Source organism: Streptomyces sp. NPDC007205, from assembly GCF_040634095.1.
Taxonomy (GTDB): Bacteria; Actinomycetota; Actinomycetes; order Streptomycetales; family Streptomycetaceae; genus Streptomyces.
This window is the reverse complement of sequence record NZ_JBEYEW010000004.1, coordinates 384893-402793: the sequence shown is the minus strand read 5'-3', so window position 1 is coordinate 402793 and position 17901 is coordinate 384893. Positions and strand designations below refer to the sequence as shown.

Below are 17901 nucleotides of genomic sequence, written 5' to 3'. Positions count from 1 at the left end.
CCATGCTTACGGGTATGAACGAGAGGCGGCCGACCACCGCCTCTCGCCGACCCACCGTCGAAGGGACGCACATGGACACCACGGGGGACCCGCTGGACGCCCGGCAGGCACAGGACGCGCTCGCCGCCGCCTGCGCCGCGCGGACGGCGGCGCGCAGGGCCAGCGAGCGCGACCGGCCCCGCGGTTACGCCATCGGCCAGGGCCTGGCCTTCGCGGCCGGCTTCACCGCACTGGGCGTGGCCGACCGCGAGCCGCAGTGGGGGGTCTGGCTGGTGATCGCCGCCGCCGTGAGCCTGACCGGTTTCTTCGTGCTGATGTGGCAGGGCGCCCACCACAGCGGGGTGACACGCTGGTTCAGCCGGGACTGCGGGCCCGGCCGCCCGGCCTGGTATGCCTGGGTGGTGCCCTTCATCCCCGCGGCCGTCGGCGTGCTGGCCGCCATCCCCTACGGCTGGGCCGGCTGGTCCGTCGGCTTCGGCCTGGCGTCCGGCGCGGAGTACGTCCTGCGTGCGACCCGGCACCAGGCCCGCACCGCATGACCGGCCCCACCGGCGGCGCGCCCCCCGTGCTGGACCGCGAACTGCACCACCCGACCCGGCTGGCCCTCGCCGCTTACCTCTCGGCGTGCGGCGAGGCGGAGTTCGCCGTGCTGCGGGACTACTGCCGGGTCTCCGACTCCACACTGAGCAAGACCCTCTCCGCGCTGGAGAAGACGGGCTATGTCAGCATCCGCAAGGGGCACCTCGGCAAGCGCCCGCGCACCTGGGCCGCGCTCACGCTCACCGGCCGCAGAGCGCTTACCCGCCATCTGGCGGCCCTGGAGGACATCGCGGCGACGGCCCGCCGGGCGGCCACCGATGCCGACAGCGAGGCGGACAGCGGCTGCGGCTGAGCCCCGGTCACTCCTCGTCGGTCTCCAGCACCGGGCGGGTGCGCCCCGGTTCGGGCAGCTCGGCCAGCTCCGCCCGGACCAGCAGGACATCGCCGATGAACAGGTCGTACACCAGGATGCCGATGACACCGCCGATCAGCGGGCCGATGATCGGGATCCACCAGTAGGCGCTGAACGAGCCGGACACACTCCCCGGGAACGCCAGACTGTTCCAGCCCGCCGCATAGGTGAACAGGCGCGGCCCGAAGTCACGGGCCGGGTTGATGGCGTAGCCCGCGTTGGCGCCGTAGGACATGCCGATGGCGGCCACGGCGAAGCCCACGACCAGCGGTCCGAGGTTCGCCTTCACGGCCTGGTTGCGCAGGTCGATGACGGCGGCGATCAGCATGAGCAGGAAGGCCGTACCGACGATCTGGTCGGCCAGCGGTCCCCAGTAGCCGCCGTGGAAGTACGGGGCCGGGAACGTGGCGAAGATGGAGAAGGTCGCGTTCGTGTGCCCGTTCACCTTCGGTGCCGGCGACAGGTGGTCGTAGGCGCTGATCGCGTTGTGGTAGACGAGGTAGACGAGCGCCGCGCCGGTGAGCGCGCCGACGACCTGCGAGAACCAGTACGGCAGGACCTTGGCCCAGGAGAATCCGCGGCGCACCGCCATGGCCAGCGTCACTGCCGGGTTCAGGTGGGCACCGCTCACGCCGCCGCCGACGTAGACGCCGAAGACGACGGCGAAGGCCCAGCCCCAGGTGATCAGCAGCCAGTCTCCGGACGCCAGGAAGATCGTCGTGGGGGTGGCGGCACGGCCCGAACCGGGCAGTGCGGCGACCGCCATCGCGACCACACCGCAGCCGAAGGAGATGAGCACGAAGGTCCCGAGGAACTCGGCGAGACACTCACCCAGCAGCCCTCCTCGGGCTCTGAGCCGGGACGGCTTGATGAGCGCAGGGATTTCGACAGCCATGGCGGCCCCCTTGCAGAGAGCAATACGGCCAACATCACCATATTGGCCTACAAACCCCAACCCCGCAGGTTGACGGTGCCCCGTCAGCTGTCGAGTCAGCCGTCGAGGTCGTCGGCGAAGCGCCGGAACCCGTGCCGGTCCCGGTGCATGCCCCACAGCGTCTCCGCGAGCACAGCCGGATCCTTGCGCGCGTGCCCCGGGACGATCGCCCCCGGGATCACCAGCTGCGCGACGTGAATCCCCTCCCCCGCGAGCCGTTCGTGCAGCAGATGGCCGTACGCGGTCTCCGCGGCGAACGCGATGGACGTCCCGGCCCGCTCGGTGTGCGGTACGACGGCACTCCCGCCGTTGACGAAGAGGATCGTCCCGCGCCCCAGCCGGCGCATCCCCGGCAGCACCTGCTGCACGGCCGCGACGGGCCCGTACACGGAGAACTCGACGGGCCCGACGAGATCGCGCGGCCCGGTCTCCAGCACGGGCCGCATGAAGTCCCGGTGCGGCACCGGGCTGTACTGCAGCACCTCGACGGTCCCCACCTCGCCCGCCGCCCGCTCCAGCGCCCCGGCCAGCTCGTCCGGCTTGCGCACGTCGGCGACGAACCCGCGGGCGCCGACCCCGCTCCCGCCGAGCTCCCGCACCAGCACGTCGAGCCGCTCCCGGTCCCGGGCGAAGAGAGCGACGTCGAACCCCTCCCGCCCGAACCGCCGCGCGACAGCGGCCCCGAGCCCGGGTCCGGCCCCCACGATGGCGATGCTGCTCATGCCCCCATCCGTACCGCACACTCCGGGGTCGCTGCCAACGGACCGGGACGTACGGCGTTGCCGGGACGGATGCCGGCGTACCCGGGGCCGGTGTCCGTTGCGCCGTCCGTGTGCATCCGTCACGCGATCGGCCGCGCCTCGGCCACTCAGGCCGCCCCGCGCGCCGCCGCGCAGCAAGGATGGCGAGTAGCCGAGGTGATGGCGTGCGCGGTCCGCGAGCATCAGGAGACAGACGACCAGTGAGCATCCTCAACGAACCCCATGGTGCCGCCGAGGAGGCGTACGAGAGCGAGGTGCCGGTCAGGGGCAGGCGGCCCGGCAGTGTCGTGGTGAAGTGGCTGACGACCACCGACCACAAGACGATCGGCACGCTCTACCTGTCGACGTCCTTCGCGTTCTTCCTGGCCGGCGGTGTGATGGCGCTGGTCATGCGCGCCGAGCTGGCCCGGCCGGGCCTGCAGATCATCTCGAAGGACCAGTTCAACCAGCTGTTCACGATGCACGGCACCGTCATGCTGCTGATGTTCGCCACCCCGCTGTTCGCCGGCTTCACGAACTGGATCATGCCGCTGCAGATCGGCGCCCCCGATGTGGCGTTCCCGCGGCTGAACATGCTCGCCTACTGGCTGTACCTGTTCGGCTCGCTCATCGCGATGGGCGGCTTCCTCACCCCGGACGGCGCGGCCTCCTTCGGCTGGTTCGCCTACACCCCGCTGACCGACGCGGTCCACTCACCGGGGTTCGGCCCGGACCTGTGGATCATGGGCCTGGCCTTCTCCGGCTTCGGCACCATCCTCGGCTCGGTCAACTTCGTCACCACGATCATCTGCATGCGCGCCCCCGGTCTGACCATGTTCCGGATGCCGATCTTCGTGTGGAACGTGCTGCTGACCGCCGTCCTGGCCATCATGGTGTTCCCGGTGCTGGCCGCCGCGCTGTTCGCCCTCGAGGCGGACCGTAAATTCGGTGCTCATGTCTTCGACCCGGCCAACGGCGGCGCCCTGCTGTGGCAGCACCTCTTCTGGTTCTTCGGCCATCCCGAGGTGTACATCATCGCCCTGCCGTTCTTCGGCATCGTCACCGAGGTCATCCCGGTCTTCGCCCGCAAGCCGATCTTCGGTTACATGGGACTCGTCGCGGCGACCATCGCGATCGCGGGCCTGTCGGTGACGGTGTGGGCACACCACATGTACGTCACGGGGGGCGTCCTGCTCCCCTTCTTCTCCTTCATGACCTTCCTGATCGCCGTGCCGACCGGGGTGAAGTTCTTCAACTGGATCGGCACCATGTGGAAGGGCTCGGTGTCCTTCGAGACGCCGATGCTCTGGGCCGCGGGCTTCCTGGTGACCTTTCTCTTCGGTGGTCTGACCGGCGTCATCCTGGCGTCGCCGCCGATGGACTTCCACGTCTCCGACTCGTACTTCGTGGTGGCCCACTTCCACTACGTGGTCTTCGGTACGGTCGTCTTCGCCATGTTCGCCGGATTCCACTTCTGGTGGCCCAAGTTCACCGGCAAGATGCTCGACGAGCGGCTCGGCAAGATGTGCTTCTGGATGCTGTTCGTCGGCTTCCACGGCACCTTCCTGGTCCAGCACTGGCTGGGCGCCGAGGGCATGCCGCGCCGCTACGCCGACTACCTGGCGGCCGACGGCTTCACCGCCCTGAACACGATCTCGACGATCAGCTCGTTCCTGCTCGGCCTGTCGATGCTGCCGTTCCTCTACAACGTCTGGAAGACGGCCAGGTACGGCACCCCGGTCGGCGTGGACGACCCGTGGGGCTTCGGCCGTTCCCTGGAGTGGGCGACCTCCTGCCCGCCCCCGCGGCACAACTTCGTCACCCTGCCGCGGGTCCGCAGCGAATCCCCGGCGTTCGACCTGCACCACCCCGACATCGCGATGAGCGAACACGAGATCCAGGTCCCGGCGAGAACCGACCGGGGCCAGGTGTGAACGGTCCGCCGCGGCAGGGCTCCGACGGCGCCCTCGCCAACGAGGTGGAGGGCTACCTGCTCTGGCAGGCCCGGATCGCCGAGGCGCAGCAGCGCGCACGCGAGTTCACCGGACCCCTGGAATGGCTGACGACCGGCCAGCGCGAGGAGGTCGAGCGCCGCTACGTCGCCGACAGCCTGCACCGCGCCCGCGCGGACCTGGAACGCATCGCGTCCCGCTGCGCATCGCTGCGCACCGAGTACGAAGCCCGCTACCAGGAACTGCGGCGCCGCTGCGTGGGCGTGACGCTGGCGGTGTGCGCGGGCTGCACGGCGCTGGTGGCACTGTTGCTGGTGCTGTGACGCGGACGCCCCGGCCCCGGCCGTCGGCGGCACCCACTGGGCCGGGTCCTGGTCGGCCTCGCCGGGTTCGAGGCCGCTGACACGGCGACGAACGAGGCCGGGGCGTCCAGGTCAGGCCATCCGCCTCACGCCATCCAGAAGAACACCGCCGTCATCCGTTTCTCCTCCAGCGTCGTGCCGTGGTAACCGGTCGCGCTGTGGACCAGGTTGGCGTTGTAGAGGAGCAGGCGGTTGTACTTGTGCGGGACGCGTACGTCTTCCTCGAAGTGGTCACCCGGCACGAAACGGGTGCCCAGCGCCTCGACGAGGTTGTTGTGCGGGGCCTGGACGATGTTGCCGCCGAGCCGGCCGCCGGGCAGGGACTGGCGGTAGAAGGCGGTGCCGCAGTCCTTGGGGACGCCGGGATTCAGGTACAGCACGGCGGCGTACCGGCACAGCGCACGCGAATCCGTGTGCGGGCGGGGCTCGCTCTCGCCCTCGCCGACCACCTGGACACAGTTGTGGTTCAGCGTGCCGCCGCCGGGCGCCTGCTGCACCCAGAGGTCCTTCGCCCCGGTGGCCTTCTTCACCAGGCCTTCGACGACGGCGAGTTCGGACGGCTCCAGGCCGGGCATGGCGCGCAGGCCGGGCCAGGTCTCGGAGGTGTACGGGTAACCCTTGACCCAGTCGTCCTTGGCAAGGCACCGCTCCCGTACGGCGTCGACCTCGGGCAGGGCGTCGTCCAGGACCCAGTAGTCGCGGCCCTTGGTGGGCTTGCGGTAGGGGAGGACGGGAAGGGCCGCGGGCATGCGGGGCGGGGGCTGTGGGGGCATGCGGCGAATCTAGGCCTGTTTTTCGGCTGTTTTCTCCCGGCGACCGGTCAACCTTTGACCAACCGTTTGTCATGCGCACCAACGCATGGCAATCGGCACCCCGGCCTCGGTGTCCGGGAGTTTTTACCTGATCCACAGAGACGAACCGGCCTCCCGTCCGTACTGCTGTGCGTCCGAACCGCCCCGCGCCGTCATCGTGGGCGGATCCACGACCGGGCAGGAGGCACGGTGCGCTTTTCGCGGAACGCGACGGGAACCCTCTTCGTGGGCGGTGCGATGGCCATGACCCTTGTGGCCCTGGCCTACCCGAGCATGCTCGGTCTGAACACGGTCACCACCGCCCAGGACCGCGTCATCGCCAACACCCAGTGGGGACCGCTCACCGAGCAGGACCGGGACTTCGTGGTGAAGGTGCGGGCCGCCGGTCTGTGGGAGTACCCGGTGGGGCAGATGGGGCTGCAGAAGGGCGCCTCGAAGGGTGTGATCACGGCCAGCCAGCACCTGGTCGACGGGCACGCGGCGCTGGACACCACCTGTCGCAAGATCGCGCCGATGCTGAACATCGCGCTGCCCAACCTGCCGAGTCCCCAGCAGCAGGGCTTCGTCAGCCAGCTGAAGGCGGACAGCGGGAAGAAGTTCGACAGCGACTTCGCCAACATCCTGCGGATGACGCACGGCGCGATCTTCAACACCATCTCGAAGATCCGTTCCACCACCAAGAACTCGCTGGTGCGGGCCCTCGCCGACCAGGCCAACAACACGGTTCTGGACCACATGACGGTGATGGAGAAGACGGGCCTGGTCGACTTCGACCAGACCCTGTTCCAGCAGACGACCCCGCCCAAGCTGCCCAGCTCCGACCTGACCCCGCCACCCCCGGCCGCCGGCCAGCCGGAGGTGGTCCTCACCCCGCCCCCGAACCCCACGTCCACGCCTGTCGACATCAACGGCATCACCGGCTCTGCTCCGAGCCCGAGCCCGACCGTGGGTTAGGCCAGCCAGACGGTCGTGTCCGGCGGGAGGACCGCGCTCCCGTCGAGCGGCGTACTGGCCAGCAGCACCTCCCCCGGCGGCAGCGGCACCGGCTCGGCGGTGAGGTTGGTGACGCAGCGCCAGGTCTCCGAGCGGGTGAAGTCCAGGACTCCCGCGGGCGCGTCCGGGGTCCAGGCCAGCGTCTCGCCCTCCAGCAGCTTGCGGCGCAGCCGCAGGGCGGTGCGGTACAGCTCCAGGGTCGAACCCTCCGCCCCCGTCTGCGCCTCGACGGCGTACGACGCGAAGGACGCCGGCTGCGGCAGCCAGGCCGCGCCGCGCCCGAAGCCGTACGACGGTCCGCTCCTCGTCCACGGCAGCGGTACCCGGCAGCCGTCGCGGCCCTTGCGGACATGGCCCGTCTGCTCCCAGATCGGGTCCTGGAGGACCGACGTGGGCAGATCGGCCACCTCCGGCAGGCCGAGTTCCTCGCCCTGGTAGAGGTACGACGATCCGGGCAGCGCGAGCATGAGAAGGGTCGCGGCGCGGGCCCGGCGCAGCCCCGCCCCGGTGTCGATCGCGGGCGCGGTGCCGCCGGACAGCAGCCAGGCCGCCGGGTCGGTGCCGGGCGGCAGCATCAGCCGGGAGGCGTGCCGTACGACGTCGTGGTTGGACAGCACCCAGGTGGCGGAGGCGCCGGCGGCCCGGGCGGTGGCGAGGGAGCCGGCGATGACCTGCCGGAGCTCCTCCGCGTCCCAACCGGTCTCCAGGTACTCGAAGTTGAAGGCCTGGTCGAGTTCGTCGGGGCGGGCGTACAAGGCGCGGCGGGCGCCCGGGACCCAGGCCTCGGCTACGGCGGTGCGCGGCGGGCCGTAGGCGTCGAGGATCTTGCGCCAGTCGCGGTAGATCTCGTGGACCTCGTCGCGGTCCCAGTACGGGTGGCTGCCGGGCGGGACGTGCGGCAGGGCCGTCTCACCGGTGGCGCCGATGTCCCCGATGTCCCGCAGCGGCTCGGTGAGGTCCTTGGCGAGGCCGTGGGCGACGTCGATGCGGAAGCCGTCGACGCCCCGGTCGGACCAGAAGCGCAGGGTGGTGCGGAAGTCGGCGCGGACCTCCTCGTTGTCCCAGTTGAGGTCGGGCTGTTCGGGGGCGAAGAGGTGCAGGTACCACTCGCCGTCCGGGACGCGCTTCCAGGCGCTGCCGCCGAACACGGACGGCCAGTCGGAGGGCGGCAGTTCGCCGTGCGCGCCCCGGCCGGGGCGGAAGACGTAGCGGTCGCGGGCCGGGGAGCCGGGGGCGGAGCGCAGGGCCTCCTGGAACCAGGGGTGCCGGTGCGAGGTGTGGTTGGGGACGATGTCGACGACGACCTTCAGGCCGAGCCGGTGGGCCTCGCCGACCAGGGCGTCGAAGTCGTCCAGGGTGCCGAGGCGGGGGTCGACGTCCCGGTGGTCGGCGACGTCGTAGCCGCCGTCGGCCAGCTCCGACGGGTAGAACGGGCTCAGCCACAGGGCGTCGACACCGAGGCCGGCGAGGTGGCTCAGACGCTGGGTGATGCCGCGCAGGTCGCCGAGGCCGTCGCCGTCCGCGTCGGCGAAGCTGCGGGGGTAGACCTGGTAGATGACGGCCTGGCGCCACCAGTCGGGGTTCTTGGAGGAGAGGTCCGGGGAGCGGTCTGCCATACGGGATCCCTTCAGGGAGGAGGACAGTACAAATCTGTCCACATGACCCGGAAAGGGAACCTTGGCGGGGGGGCGGAGGGGAGCGCCTCAGCAGAGTTCCAGCACCGCGCGCACCTCGGCGTCCACCACGCGGTACCGCACCACCCGTCCCTCCTTCTCTCCGGCCACGACACCCGCCGCGCGCAGCAGCCGCAGGGCCTGGGAGACGGCGGGATCGTTCATTCCGGTGGCCACGGCCAGGTCGGAGACGGCGAGCGGGCCGGTGCGGTGCAGGGCGAGAAGCAGGGCGAGCCGGTTGGCGTCGGCCAGCAGCGAGAAGCGGCCGGCCCAGGTGCGCACCCGGTCGGCGTCACCGATGGCGGCGATCGCCTCGCACACCCGGTGACCGTCGATGGTGCGCCGGTCGGCTCGGTCGGCAGGCACGAGATGCATGACGTCATCCTCGCAGGTGACTTTGTGGAGGAGCGCTGGACGGATAAACCTGGCCCTGTCGCCCCTGCCTCAGGGACGCTCCACCGTCTCCAGGTACAGCTTCACGTACCGGTCCACGTCGACCTGCAACGCCACGTCCACCAGGGCCTGTTCGCGCTTGCCCTCGTGGATCTCGGACTCGCCGGGACGGGGGCGGCGGTCGACGACCGTCTGGCCCCGGGCCGGTCCCGGGGCGAGGGCGACCTCGACCGGCAGGAGTCGGGTGGTGATGCCGGCCGGGTCGGCGACCGCGCACACCGCGCCCGCGTCGCCGAGGCCGCCCGCCTCCTCCGCCTCCGGGGCCTCTCCCTGCGTGGTCGGCCGGTGTGCGAGGAGTTCGCCGGCCAGCCGGGTGCCGGGATCGCTGCTGGTGCGCAGCCGGTGGACGTCCGGGGCGTCCACGACGACCTGCATGAAGACGTCCAGGCCGTACATCGTGATCGGCACCCCGGCCGTGAGCAGGATCGCCGCCGCCTCCGGATCGTGCCAGACGTTGAACTCGGCGACCGGCGTGGCGTTCCCGACGGCGACCGCGCCGCCCATGAAGACGATCCGCTCGATGTTGCGGGTCACCTCGGGGTGGGTGCGCAGCAGCAGGGCGATGTTGGTCAGCGGTGCCGTGGGGATGAGGGTGACCGGGCGGGGCGAGGCGAGGATCTCGCGGCGCAGCAGAGCGACCGCGTCCAGCTCGGCGGGGGTGCGGGTCGGCGCGGGCAGGCCGAGGTCGCCCATGCCGTCCGAGCCGTGCACATGACGGGCCGAGCGGGCGGGTTCGAGCAGCGGGCGTTCGGCGCCCCGGCCCACCGGGATGTCCGGGGCGCCCGCCTGCTCCAGCACGGTCAGGGTGTTGCGGACCACGCCGTCGACATCCGTGTTCCCGGCCACGCAGGTCACCGCCCGCAGGTCCAGGCCCGGGTGGCGTACGGCGAGCAGCAGGGCCAGGGCGTCGTCGACGCCGGTGTCGCAGTCGATGATCACGGGGATGGGCTGACCGGTCACAGCGGACTCCTTCGTCGTACCGACGCTCAAACCCTAGATCAGCGCCCGGCGGTCAGCCCCACGGCGACCAGCCGCACCGCCATCGGTCCAGCAGCGGTCAGTCCCACAGCGCGGTGCCGCGTGCGGCCACCCGGGCGGTGATCCGGGCGAGCAGCTCCGGCACCGGCAGCTCACCGGGCCGGCGCCCGTCCCGCAGGCGTACGGCGGCCAGCCCGGCCCCGGCCTCACGGGCGCCGATCACCGCCTGGTACGGCACCAGGCGGGCCGCGCGGACCCGGGCGCCCAGGGTGCCGTCGGCAGGTCCGGCGAGCTCCGCCCGCAGGCCCAGCTCCAGGGCCTGCCGTACGACCGCCGCCGCCTGTTCCTCCTGTTCCCCGGCGACCGGCAGCACCACCAGCTGGACCGGGGCCAGCCAGGCCGGGAAGGCACCGGCGTGCGCCTCGACGAGATGGGCGACGGCCCGCTCGACGCTGCCGATGATGCTGCGGTGCACCATCACCGGGCGGTGCTTCGCGCCGTCGGCGCCGATGTAGTGCAGGTCGAAGCGGGCCGGCTGGTGGAAGTCGATCTGCACGGTGGACAGGGTGGACTCACGCCCGGCCGGGTCGGCGATCTGCACGTCGATCTTCGGGCCGTAGAAGGCGGCCTCGCCCTCCGCCTCCTCGTACGCCACCCCCGACGCGTCCAGCACCTCCCGCAGCAGCTCGGTGGCCCGGCGCCACAGCTCCGGGTCGGCGACGTACTTGCCGCCCTCGCCGGGCAGCGACAGACGGTGGCGTACGGCCTCGATGCCGAGGTCGGCGTAGGCGCGGGCGATCAGCTCCAGCGCGCCGCGGGCCTCCCCCACCGCCTGCTCCAGGGTGCAGAAGATGTGCGCGTCGTTGAGCTGGATGGCCCGCACCCGGGTCAGACCGCCGAGCACACCGGAGAGTTCGGCGCGGTACATGCCGCCCAACTCCGCGATTTTCAGGGGCAGTTCGCGGTAACTGTGGGAGCGGGAACGGTAGATCAGGGCGTGGTGGGGGCACAGGCTCGGACGCAGCACGACCTCCTCCGCGGCCAGCCGCATCGGCGGGTACATGTCGTCGCTGTAGTGGTCCCAGTGCCCGGAGATCTCGTACAGCTCCCGTTTGCCGAGCGCGGGCGAGTACACGTGCCGGTAGCCGGCGCGGCGTTCGGCCTCGCGGATGTACTCCTCCAGGGTGTGCCGTACGACCGCGCCGTCGGGCAGCCAGTACGGCAGGCCGGCACCCATCAGCGGGTCGGTGTCGAACAGGTCCAGCTCACGGCCGAGCCTGCGGTGGTCGGGCAGACGGTCGTTCATGGGGGTTCCTCCTCGGTCGGAGAGGCGAGAGAGGCGAACACCCCGTGACACGCCGAAGCCCCGGGGGCGTTCGCCCCGGGGCTTCGATGCTGGTCAGGTGTCAGCGCGCCGGGACGGTCTCCGGCGTCGTCGTGCTCTTCGGGCACTGCTGGGCGCGCTGCATACGGCGACCGTAACAGGCCGGGAAGCCGCAGGTCGCGCCGTTTTCGGCGGGCCACTCTCCCGGCCGCTCACCCGGACGGACCCAAGCGCTGGTGGGGCGGGCGGGGCGGTGGTGCCGTGAGAGCAGGCACCCCGTCGGCCGCAGCCCAGGGAGACACCTCTGCCATGATCGACGCGATACACCCCCGCCTCCGTGGCCTCCCGCTCTGGCTCACCGTCGCCGGCCTTCTCGGCTTCGGCGGCTGCGCGGCGCTCGGTCTGAAGCACCCGGCGACCGCGCCCCAGCCCCTCCCGACGATCGACAAGCAGGCCCCGGCGCCGAAGTCGTCCAAGCGGGCCGACGGCTCCACCCTCACCGACGCGCAGGCACAGGCCGCGCTCATCACCCAGACCGACCTCGGTGCCCCCTGGACGCCGACGAGCGGTGCGGCCACCTGGCGGGACGGGCTGCTGAAGGCGACCACGGAGGCCGGTGACTGCCAGCCGCTGCTGGACGCCCTCTACACCGACGAACTCCTCGGCGGCCCCGCCCGCGTCGCCGTCGGCCTGGACGACGCCGACACCGACGCCCAACTGCGCTACCAGATCGCCGCCCGCCGTCCCTCCGACGTCGACGCGGCGCTGAAGTGGCTCGCGGCGATGCCGGCGCAGTGCGCGCGTTTCACCGCCACCACGGAACTGGGGGTCGTCGAGGACGTCCAGGTCACCGACGCCCCGCTGCCGGAGGTCGGCGACGCGCGCCAGGGCCTGCACATCAGCGTCGCCGCCCTGGACCAGGACGGGCAGGAGGCCCTGCTCTCGCTGGACGTGGCCGCCGTCCGGGTCGGCGAGGACGCCTTCGCCTTCACCAACGGCGGCCTGGGCGACGTACCGAACGACGCGACCCAGGCCGCCGTCCAGGTCGGCGCACTCCGCCTGGCGGACGTCCGCAGACAGGGGCGGGCACAGGTGTGACGCGCGTGGCTCCGGTCACGGGTCGGGAAGATCACGGAGCGCCCGTACGTTGCCTCCGGGTATGCGGATCAGCGAAGCCGCCAGGGTCAGCGGCGTCAGTGCCAGGTCGTTGCGGTACTACGAGGACGAGGGCCTGATCGTCCCCGGTCGGCGCGGCAATGGCTACCGTGACTACTGCCGGTCCACCGTCGACCGGATCCTCGTCATCCGCTCGCTGCTGGAGTCCGGGCTGCCCGTGCGGTTGATCAAGGAGGCTCTGTCCCGCCGCACCGGCGCGCCCGACACCGGGGCAGCGGAGCCGAGCGCGCAGTTCCTGCACGAGGTGCGGAGCTACCGGGACCGACTCGCCGCCCGCATCGCCGTGCTCAGCTCCCAGCAGGCGGCGCTCGACGCCTACCTGCGGGAAGCCCGTCGCACCGATCGATGACCGCCGCTTGACCTTGACATACATGTGAGGCTCCTACGTTCGCGTGCATGGAGACCGACGAGCAGCACCACAGCGCTGAGCCCACGATGCGGGCCCTGGTCCAGCACTCGCACCGTGGGCCGGAAGACCTGATCCTCACGACCGGCCAGCGCCGTCCCGCCCCGGGCCCGGGCGAGTACCTGATCCGGGTCGGCGCCGCAGGGGTCAACTTCGCGGACGTCATGCGGAGCCGGGGAACCTACGGAGGAGGCCCGCAGGCGCCCTACGCGGCAGGCTTCGAAGCCGCCGGCGAGATCGTGGCCGTCGGCCCCGGGGTCGAAAGCCCCCTCAAGGTCGGCACCCACGTCATCGGAGCAGGCCGGGGCGCGTTCGCGCAGTACATGGTGATGCCGGCCGCGGGTGCGCTTCCCGTCCCGTCCGGCTGGAGCGACGCCGAAGCGCTGGGCCTGGTGCTGAACTGGGCGACCGCCTTGGCGGCGCTGAAGCCGCTGGGCGAGACCAAGGCGGGCGACGCGGTGCTCATCCATGCCGCGGCGGGAGGAGTGGGGCAGGCCGCTGTCCGGCTCGCCCGGCACTACGGTGCGCGCGTGATCGCCACGGCTTCACCGGCCAAGCACGACACCGTGAAGGCGCTGGGCGCCGACGCCGTCCTGGACAGTGCACGCCCTGACCTCGCCGCGGAGATCACCCGCCTGACCGGCGGTGTCGACCTGGTCCTGGAATCCGTGGGACGAGCCACGTTCCAGGTCAGCCTGTCGGTCGCCAAACCCTTCACCGGCCGAGTGGTCGTCTTCGGCGCCGCTTCCGGCGACGCCTCCCTGACCACGCACGACCTCGTCTTCACCCACCACGCCCAGATCAGGGGCCTGCACATCGGGGCACTGGCGGCTGCCGCCCCGCCCCTGTACCGGTCGTTGCTCACCGAACTCGAGACACTCATCGCCGACGGCGTGTACCCGCCCGGCACCCCCCGGACCCATCCCCTGGCCGAGGGCCCAGCGGTCCTCCGGGCACTCGAGGCAGGCCACACCCACGGCAAGCATGCCCTCGATCCGTGGCGCTAGAAACTCCCCGACTCCCGTGCCGCTCAGCTGTCCGGGCCTGGGGATTTCTGCGGTCACCCTCGGGGACCTCGCCGCTCCCCGCCCACCGCAGCCCCTACGCCCAGGACGACGCCCCGCTGGACGCGACCGCGGTCCGGGCCGTGCGGCCGTACCTGGCCGCGCATGAGCAACGCCGACGGCGGCGTGAACCGGTCCTGGCGGCACTGGGCCGGGACATGCCCGGCGCCTGCTGGGTGCACGGGATGGAGGTGATGGCCTGATGCCGACCGAGCCCCGTCTCCTGCCCTGGGCCGGCCCTGAGGGCAAGACCTGTTACCTGATCACGGATCACGACGGTGGGCCGGTGTCCCGGCCGGCCGATGTCATGGAGTCGGTCCAGCTCGGCGTGGGCGCGGAAATCGTCGACCATGCCCGGGCCCTGCTCCCCGGCATCCCGCCCGGGGAACTCCGCGTCCTCGCCGAGAGCCTGGCCGAAGCGCCGAGCGACGCTCTCCGTGTCGCCGAGAGCCGCGGCAGGCGCCTGAACCAGTTGAACCAGCAGCCGACGTCACAGCGGCGGCTGCGCCGGGGCCGGCCCCAAGGTCGTCGTACCCGGGGCCGTGCGGTGCCCCAGGCCCGTGCGGTACGCGTCCAGCGCCGCCTCCACCCGGCCCGTGCGGCGGAGCAGGTCGCCGAGGAGGCGGCACAGGTCGGCCAGGTCGCCGGCGGCGCCCGCGCGTTCTAGCAGGCTGAGCGCGCGGACGTAGTGCTCCTCGGCGGCCTCGGTGTCCCGGGCGTCCTCGGCGATGATGCCGAGCAGGCGGTGGGCCGCGGCGGCGTGCACCGCGCCGCGTTCGGAGGAGAAGTCGCCGAGGACGCCCTCCAGGAGTACGGCGGACTCCTCCGACTTGCCGCGGCGGTGCAGTACGTCGGCCAGTTCGACGGCGGCCTGGCTGCGGTAGAGGGCGGCCCGACTCTGCGCGAGCATGGTGTGCGCCTGGCGCAACTCCGCCTCGGCCCGCTCCAGTTCGCCGTTCTGGGCACAGACGTAACCGCGCATCCAGTGGCAGTTGGCCAGCTCGGTGCGCAAGCGCAGCTGGCGGTAGAGCTCGGCAGCCTTGGCGAGGGAGGCGTCGGCCTCGGCGACCCGGCCCTCGGCGATCAGGGTGCGGGCCACCGAGCGGTGCATACGGGCGATCAGCGCGGGGTCGGAGACCCGTGGCGCGAGCGCGAGGGCGAACTCGGCGGCCTGGGCGGCGCGGGCGTGCGCGCCCATGTCCATGTACGGGCCGATCACGCCGGTGTAGAGCAGGAGCAGGGCGTCGGGGTCGTGCAGGCCGCCGCGGTTCAGTTCGTCGAGGGTGGACTCCAGGAGGTATACGGCGTACCGGAGTTCGCCCGCGAGGTAGTGGGCGACGGCGCGGCCGCGGACGGCCGGTACGCGCACCGGGAGGGACTGGTCCGCGAGGTGCCCCTCGGCGCGCTCGAAGAACTCCCGCGCCTGCGTCAACTCGCCGGTCTCCAGCGCGCATTCGCCGAGCCCCAGCAGTGCGGCGGCCTGCTCGCCGCCCAGCCCGTGGGTCCCCGCCTCCGCGAGCAGCGCCGCGTACTGGCCTACGGCCTCCTCGGCCCTGCCGTCGGCAAGGACCCGCTGGGCCTCGGTGAGGCGCAGGCGCAGATCGGTGGCGAGGTGGGCGGGGCGGCCCGCGGCCAGTTCCTCGAAGGTCACACCGAGCCGGCCGGCGATGTGCCGCAGCGCCTCGTCGGAGGCCCGGACGCGGCCCGCCTCCAGGGTGGAGATGTAGGCGGGCGTGTAGGCGGGTTCCGCCAGCTGCCGCTGGGTCAGCCCGCGCTCGCTGCGCAGGTGTTGTACGCGCCGCCCGATGACCGCCGGGTCGTCCCGTTCCCGCATCACCGCGTACCCCCAACTCCCCTGGTCCCTCTTGCCGTTGGGACCGTCCAGCCCCTAGGTTAAACGGCGGATTAAGTCTGCTTAATACGTCGCTGTCGTGTTGCGAGGTCGCCGTGATCGGACGCACATCCGCACCCTATGGAAACACCACCGCACGCAGGGCCATAGCCGCCGCTGTGATCGCCACGGCGGCCCTTGTCCTCGCGGCGAACGCGGGCCCGGCGCGGGCGGCGGACGCGGGGCCGGGCAGCCAGACCCGGCAGGCGGCACCCGCGCACTCCTGAGCCGGGGGTACGCGGTGACGCGGGCCCGGGACGACCCATGGCGCGCACCTGCGTACATCCGATGCCTTGATTCCCCTCTCGGGGGCTCCCGTGCACCCGGCCCGCATACGCTGGCCCCGTGACTTCTCCCGCCGCCCGCACCGCCCTGGACCTGACCTCCGACCTCCCGGTGACGGACCTGGAGGACCTGTACCGGGACCTGCACCGCAACCCCGAACTGTCCCTGCGCGAACACCGCACCGCCGGGAAGCTCGCCGAACGGCTGGAGCGGGCCGGGTTCGACACCGCCCAGGGCGTCGGCGGCACCGGCGTCGTGGGCCGGCTGCGCAACGGCGACGGCCCGACCGTGCTGCTGCGCGCCGACATGGACGCGCTGCCGGTCACGGAGGAGACCGGGCTGTCGTACGCCTCGACGGCGGACGGTGTGATGCACGCCTGCGGGCACGATCTGCACGTCACCTGGCTGGCCGGGGCCGCGGCGGCACTGGCGGCCGGGCGGGACACCTGGAACGGCACGCTGCTGCTGGTCGGCCAGCCCGCCGAGGAGAGCGGGCAGGGCGCGGCCCGGATGGTCGCAGACGGGCTGTACGAGCGGTTCGGCCGGCCGGACGTGCTGCTCGGGCAGCATGCCGCGCCCGGCCCGGCGGGCCTGTACCCGCACGCGCCCGGCCTCATCATGTCGGCGGCGACGGACGTCGACATCGTCGTGCACGGCCGGGGCGGGCACGGTTCGCGCCCCGAGTCGACCGTCGACCCGGTGGTGACCGCCGCCTACCTGGTCACCCGGCTCCAGACGGTCGTCTCCCGGGAGTTGGCCGCCCGCGAACCCGCCGTGCTCACGGTGGGCCGCATCGAGGCGGGCACCCGGCACAACATCATCCCCACCGAGGCCCGTATCTCCCTGAACCTGCGTACGCAGTCGGAGGAGGTGCGCACCCGGATGCTGGCCGCGATCCGGCGCATCGCCCACGGCGAGTGCCTGGCCGCCGGCTGCCCGCGGGAGCCGGAGGTGACCGTCGGCAACTCCTTCCCGGTGACCGTGAACGACGCGGCCACCGACGCCGCCGTGGCCGCCGTGCACGGGGAGGTCTTCGGCGCGGGCACGGTGTTCGACCCGGGCCCGGCGATGGGCAGCGAGGACTTCCCCGAGCTGGCGCTCGGCTCGATCCCGTACTCGTACTGGTTCGTCACCACCACCCCCGCCGAGGTCTGGGAGCAGGCCCCCGGCGACACACTGGCGGAGAAGTTCGCGGCCGTGCCGAGCAACCACAGCCCGCACTTCGCACCCGACCTGTCCACGATCGCCCCCGGCGTCCGCACCCTGGTCTCCGGGGCCCTGGCCATGCTGTCGGCGGCATGAGCGCGTGACTGCGGGGGCGTGGCTACGGAGCCGCCTGAAGCCGGCGCAGATGCCGCTGGACGTTCTCCAGCGCGCCGCTTCGGCGGCCCGGCACGCGTAGCCTCAACTCGGCGAGTGCGGGCCCGAGTTCACGGGCCGGTGTCGCCTCCGTGATCCTCCCCCACTGGTGGTGGGCCCGGTCCACGGCCGCCTCCACGGCAGGCGAGTCCACCGCCTGCCCCGCGCCCAGCCGGGTCCGGGCGACCGCCAGCCAGGCCCGGCAACTGCGCACCGTGTCCCCCGCGAACATCGCGAGATCGGCGCGGACTTCGGCCCAGTGCAGGGCCTCGTCGGAGGCGGGCCCTTGATCGCGCACGGCGAACTGCTCATGCCGAGCGGCGAGCACATCGGCATCGGCATGCCGCCCGGCCTGAACGGCGGCGCTGATGAGGGTGTGGGGGTCCTCCCCGGCGCCGATGAGGGTGTGGGGGCCCTGCCCGGCGCCGACGACGGTGTGGCTGCTCGGCTCGAGGCCGACGACAGCACCGCGGGGCCGCCCGGCGCCGGCGACGGCGTAGGGGCCTTGAGCGGTGCCGATGACGGTGTAGGAGTCTTGCCCGACGCT

Annotated in this window: 19 protein-coding genes and 1 pseudogene; 11 read left to right on the top strand and 9 right to left on the bottom strand. The window is 72.2% G+C overall.

Annotated elements, in window-relative coordinates:
• Positions 1-71: 71 nt before the first annotated feature.
• Together ABZ624_RS10600 and ABZ624_RS10595 are read left to right on the top strand one after the other, a co-directional pair.
• A complete protein-coding gene (locus ABZ624_RS10600) occupies positions 72-539 on the top strand; it encodes a hypothetical protein (protein WP_360084976.1) in 468 nt (155 codons plus the stop codon).
• Positions 536-892 (top strand): transcriptional regulator, encoded by a 357-nt coding sequence (locus ABZ624_RS10595; protein ID WP_360084973.1) that lies wholly within the window; start codon positions 536-538, stop codon positions 890-892. The genes ABZ624_RS10600 and ABZ624_RS10595 overlap by 4 nt, the downstream gene beginning before the upstream one ends.
• A 7-nt stretch (positions 893-899) precedes the next feature.
• Here ABZ624_RS10595 and ABZ624_RS10590 read toward each other — a convergent pair whose 3' ends face one another.
• Together ABZ624_RS10590 and ABZ624_RS10585 are read right to left on the bottom strand one after the other, a co-directional pair.
• Positions 900-1847, bottom strand: coding sequence for an MIP/aquaporin family protein (locus ABZ624_RS10590; RefSeq protein ID WP_360084970.1), 948 nt, complete (start codon positions 1845-1847; stop codon positions 900-902).
• 95 nt (positions 1848-1942) lie between these two features.
• Entirely contained in the window at positions 1943-2608 is a 666-nt protein-coding gene (locus ABZ624_RS10585) for an SDR family NAD(P)-dependent oxidoreductase (protein ID WP_360084967.1), read from the bottom strand.
• A gap of 239 nt (positions 2609-2847) precedes the next feature.
• Here ABZ624_RS10585 and ctaD point away from each other — a divergent pair, with 239 nt between their 5' ends.
• Both ctaD and ABZ624_RS10575 read left to right on the top strand, forming a co-directional pair.
• On the top strand, positions 2848-4560 hold the full coding sequence (gene ctaD / locus ABZ624_RS10580; RefSeq protein WP_360084964.1) for a cytochrome c oxidase subunit I: 1713 nt from the start codon (positions 2848-2850) through the stop codon (positions 4558-4560).
• On the top strand, positions 4557-4901 hold the full coding sequence (locus tag ABZ624_RS10575; RefSeq protein WP_360084961.1) for a cytochrome C oxidase subunit I: 345 nt from the start codon (positions 4557-4559) through the stop codon (positions 4899-4901). The genes ctaD and ABZ624_RS10575 overlap by 4 nt, the downstream gene beginning before the upstream one ends.
• Positions 4902-5026: 125 nt before the next feature.
• Here ABZ624_RS10575 and ABZ624_RS10570 read toward each other — a convergent pair whose 3' ends face one another.
• Positions 5027-5713, bottom strand: a complete 687-nt coding sequence (locus ABZ624_RS10570) for a DUF6445 family protein (protein WP_360084958.1) — start codon at positions 5711-5713, stop codon at positions 5027-5029.
• A 264-nt stretch (positions 5714-5977) separates the two neighbouring features.
• Here ABZ624_RS10570 and ABZ624_RS10565 point away from each other — a divergent pair, with 264 nt between their 5' ends.
• Positions 5978-6706 (top strand): DUF4142 domain-containing protein, encoded by a 729-nt coding sequence (locus ABZ624_RS10565; protein ID WP_360085208.1) that lies wholly within the window; start codon positions 5978-5980, stop codon positions 6704-6706.
• Here ABZ624_RS10565 and ABZ624_RS10560 read toward each other — a convergent pair.
• The 4 genes from ABZ624_RS10560 to thrS all read right to left on the bottom strand — a co-directional run bounded on the left by ABZ624_RS10560 (position 6703) and on the right by thrS (position 11155).
• Positions 6703-8361, bottom strand: coding sequence for a glycoside hydrolase family 13 protein (locus tag ABZ624_RS10560; protein WP_360084955.1), 1659 nt, complete (start codon positions 8359-8361; stop codon positions 6703-6705). The genes ABZ624_RS10565 and ABZ624_RS10560 overlap by 4 nt on opposite strands.
• A gap of 87 nt (positions 8362-8448) precedes the next feature.
• Positions 8449-8793: a metalloregulator ArsR/SmtB family transcription factor gene (locus ABZ624_RS10555; RefSeq protein WP_360084952.1), complete on the bottom strand. Its 345-nt coding sequence runs from the start codon at positions 8791-8793 to the stop codon at positions 8449-8451.
• 69 nt (positions 8794-8862) lie between these two features.
• Positions 8863-9831: a nucleoside hydrolase gene (locus ABZ624_RS10550; protein WP_360084949.1), complete on the bottom strand. Its 969-nt coding sequence runs from the start codon at positions 9829-9831 to the stop codon at positions 8863-8865.
• Positions 9832-9928: 97 nt separating this feature from the next.
• A complete protein-coding gene (gene thrS, locus ABZ624_RS10545) occupies positions 9929-11155 on the bottom strand; it encodes a threonine--tRNA ligase (RefSeq protein ID WP_360084946.1) in 1227 nt (408 codons plus the stop codon).
• Between the two features lie 327 nt (positions 11156-11482).
• Between thrS and ABZ624_RS10540 the strand changes: the two genes are divergently transcribed.
• From ABZ624_RS10540 to ABZ624_RS10525, 4 genes are all read left to right on the top strand, one after another.
• Complete coding sequence (locus tag ABZ624_RS10540; protein WP_360084943.1) at positions 11483-12271, top strand: hypothetical protein; 789 nt, start codon at positions 11483-11485, stop codon at positions 12269-12271.
• A 61-nt stretch (positions 12272-12332) separates the two neighbouring features.
• The gene (locus tag ABZ624_RS10535) at positions 12333-12698 is read left to right on the top strand and encodes a MerR family transcriptional regulator (protein WP_360084940.1); all 366 of its coding nucleotides are present in this window, start codon (positions 12333-12335) and stop codon (positions 12696-12698) included.
• A 47-nt stretch (positions 12699-12745) separates the two neighbouring features.
• Positions 12746-13762, top strand: a complete 1017-nt coding sequence (locus tag ABZ624_RS10530; RefSeq protein ID WP_360084937.1) for a zinc-binding dehydrogenase — start codon at positions 12746-12748, stop codon at positions 13760-13762.
• Positions 13753-14022, top strand: coding sequence for a hypothetical protein (locus tag ABZ624_RS10525; protein WP_360084934.1), 270 nt, complete (start codon positions 13753-13755; stop codon positions 14020-14022). Before ABZ624_RS10530 ends, ABZ624_RS10525 begins: the two co-directional genes overlap by 10 nt.
• A 287-nt stretch (positions 14023-14309) precedes the next feature.
• Here ABZ624_RS10525 and ABZ624_RS10520 read toward each other — a convergent pair whose 3' ends face one another.
• Positions 14310-15653, bottom strand: a complete 1344-nt coding sequence (locus ABZ624_RS10520) for a helix-turn-helix transcriptional regulator (protein ID WP_360084931.1) — start codon at positions 15651-15653, stop codon at positions 14310-14312.
• 113 nt (positions 15654-15766) lie between these two features.
• Between ABZ624_RS10520 and ABZ624_RS10515 the strand changes: the two genes are divergently transcribed.
• On the top strand, positions 15767-15937 hold the full coding sequence (locus tag ABZ624_RS10515; protein WP_360084928.1) for a hypothetical protein: 171 nt from the start codon (positions 15767-15769) through the stop codon (positions 15935-15937).
• A gap of 118 nt (positions 15938-16055) precedes the next feature.
• Positions 16056-17297: an amidohydrolase gene (locus tag ABZ624_RS10510; RefSeq protein ID WP_360084925.1), complete on the top strand. Its 1242-nt coding sequence runs from the start codon at positions 16056-16058 to the stop codon at positions 17295-17297.
• 22 nt (positions 17298-17319) lie between these two features.
• On the opposite strand, the pseudogene ABZ624_RS10505 reads toward ABZ624_RS10510, so the two are convergent.
• Positions 17320-17901: pseudogene (locus ABZ624_RS10505) on the bottom strand (hypothetical protein); the annotation flags it as partial.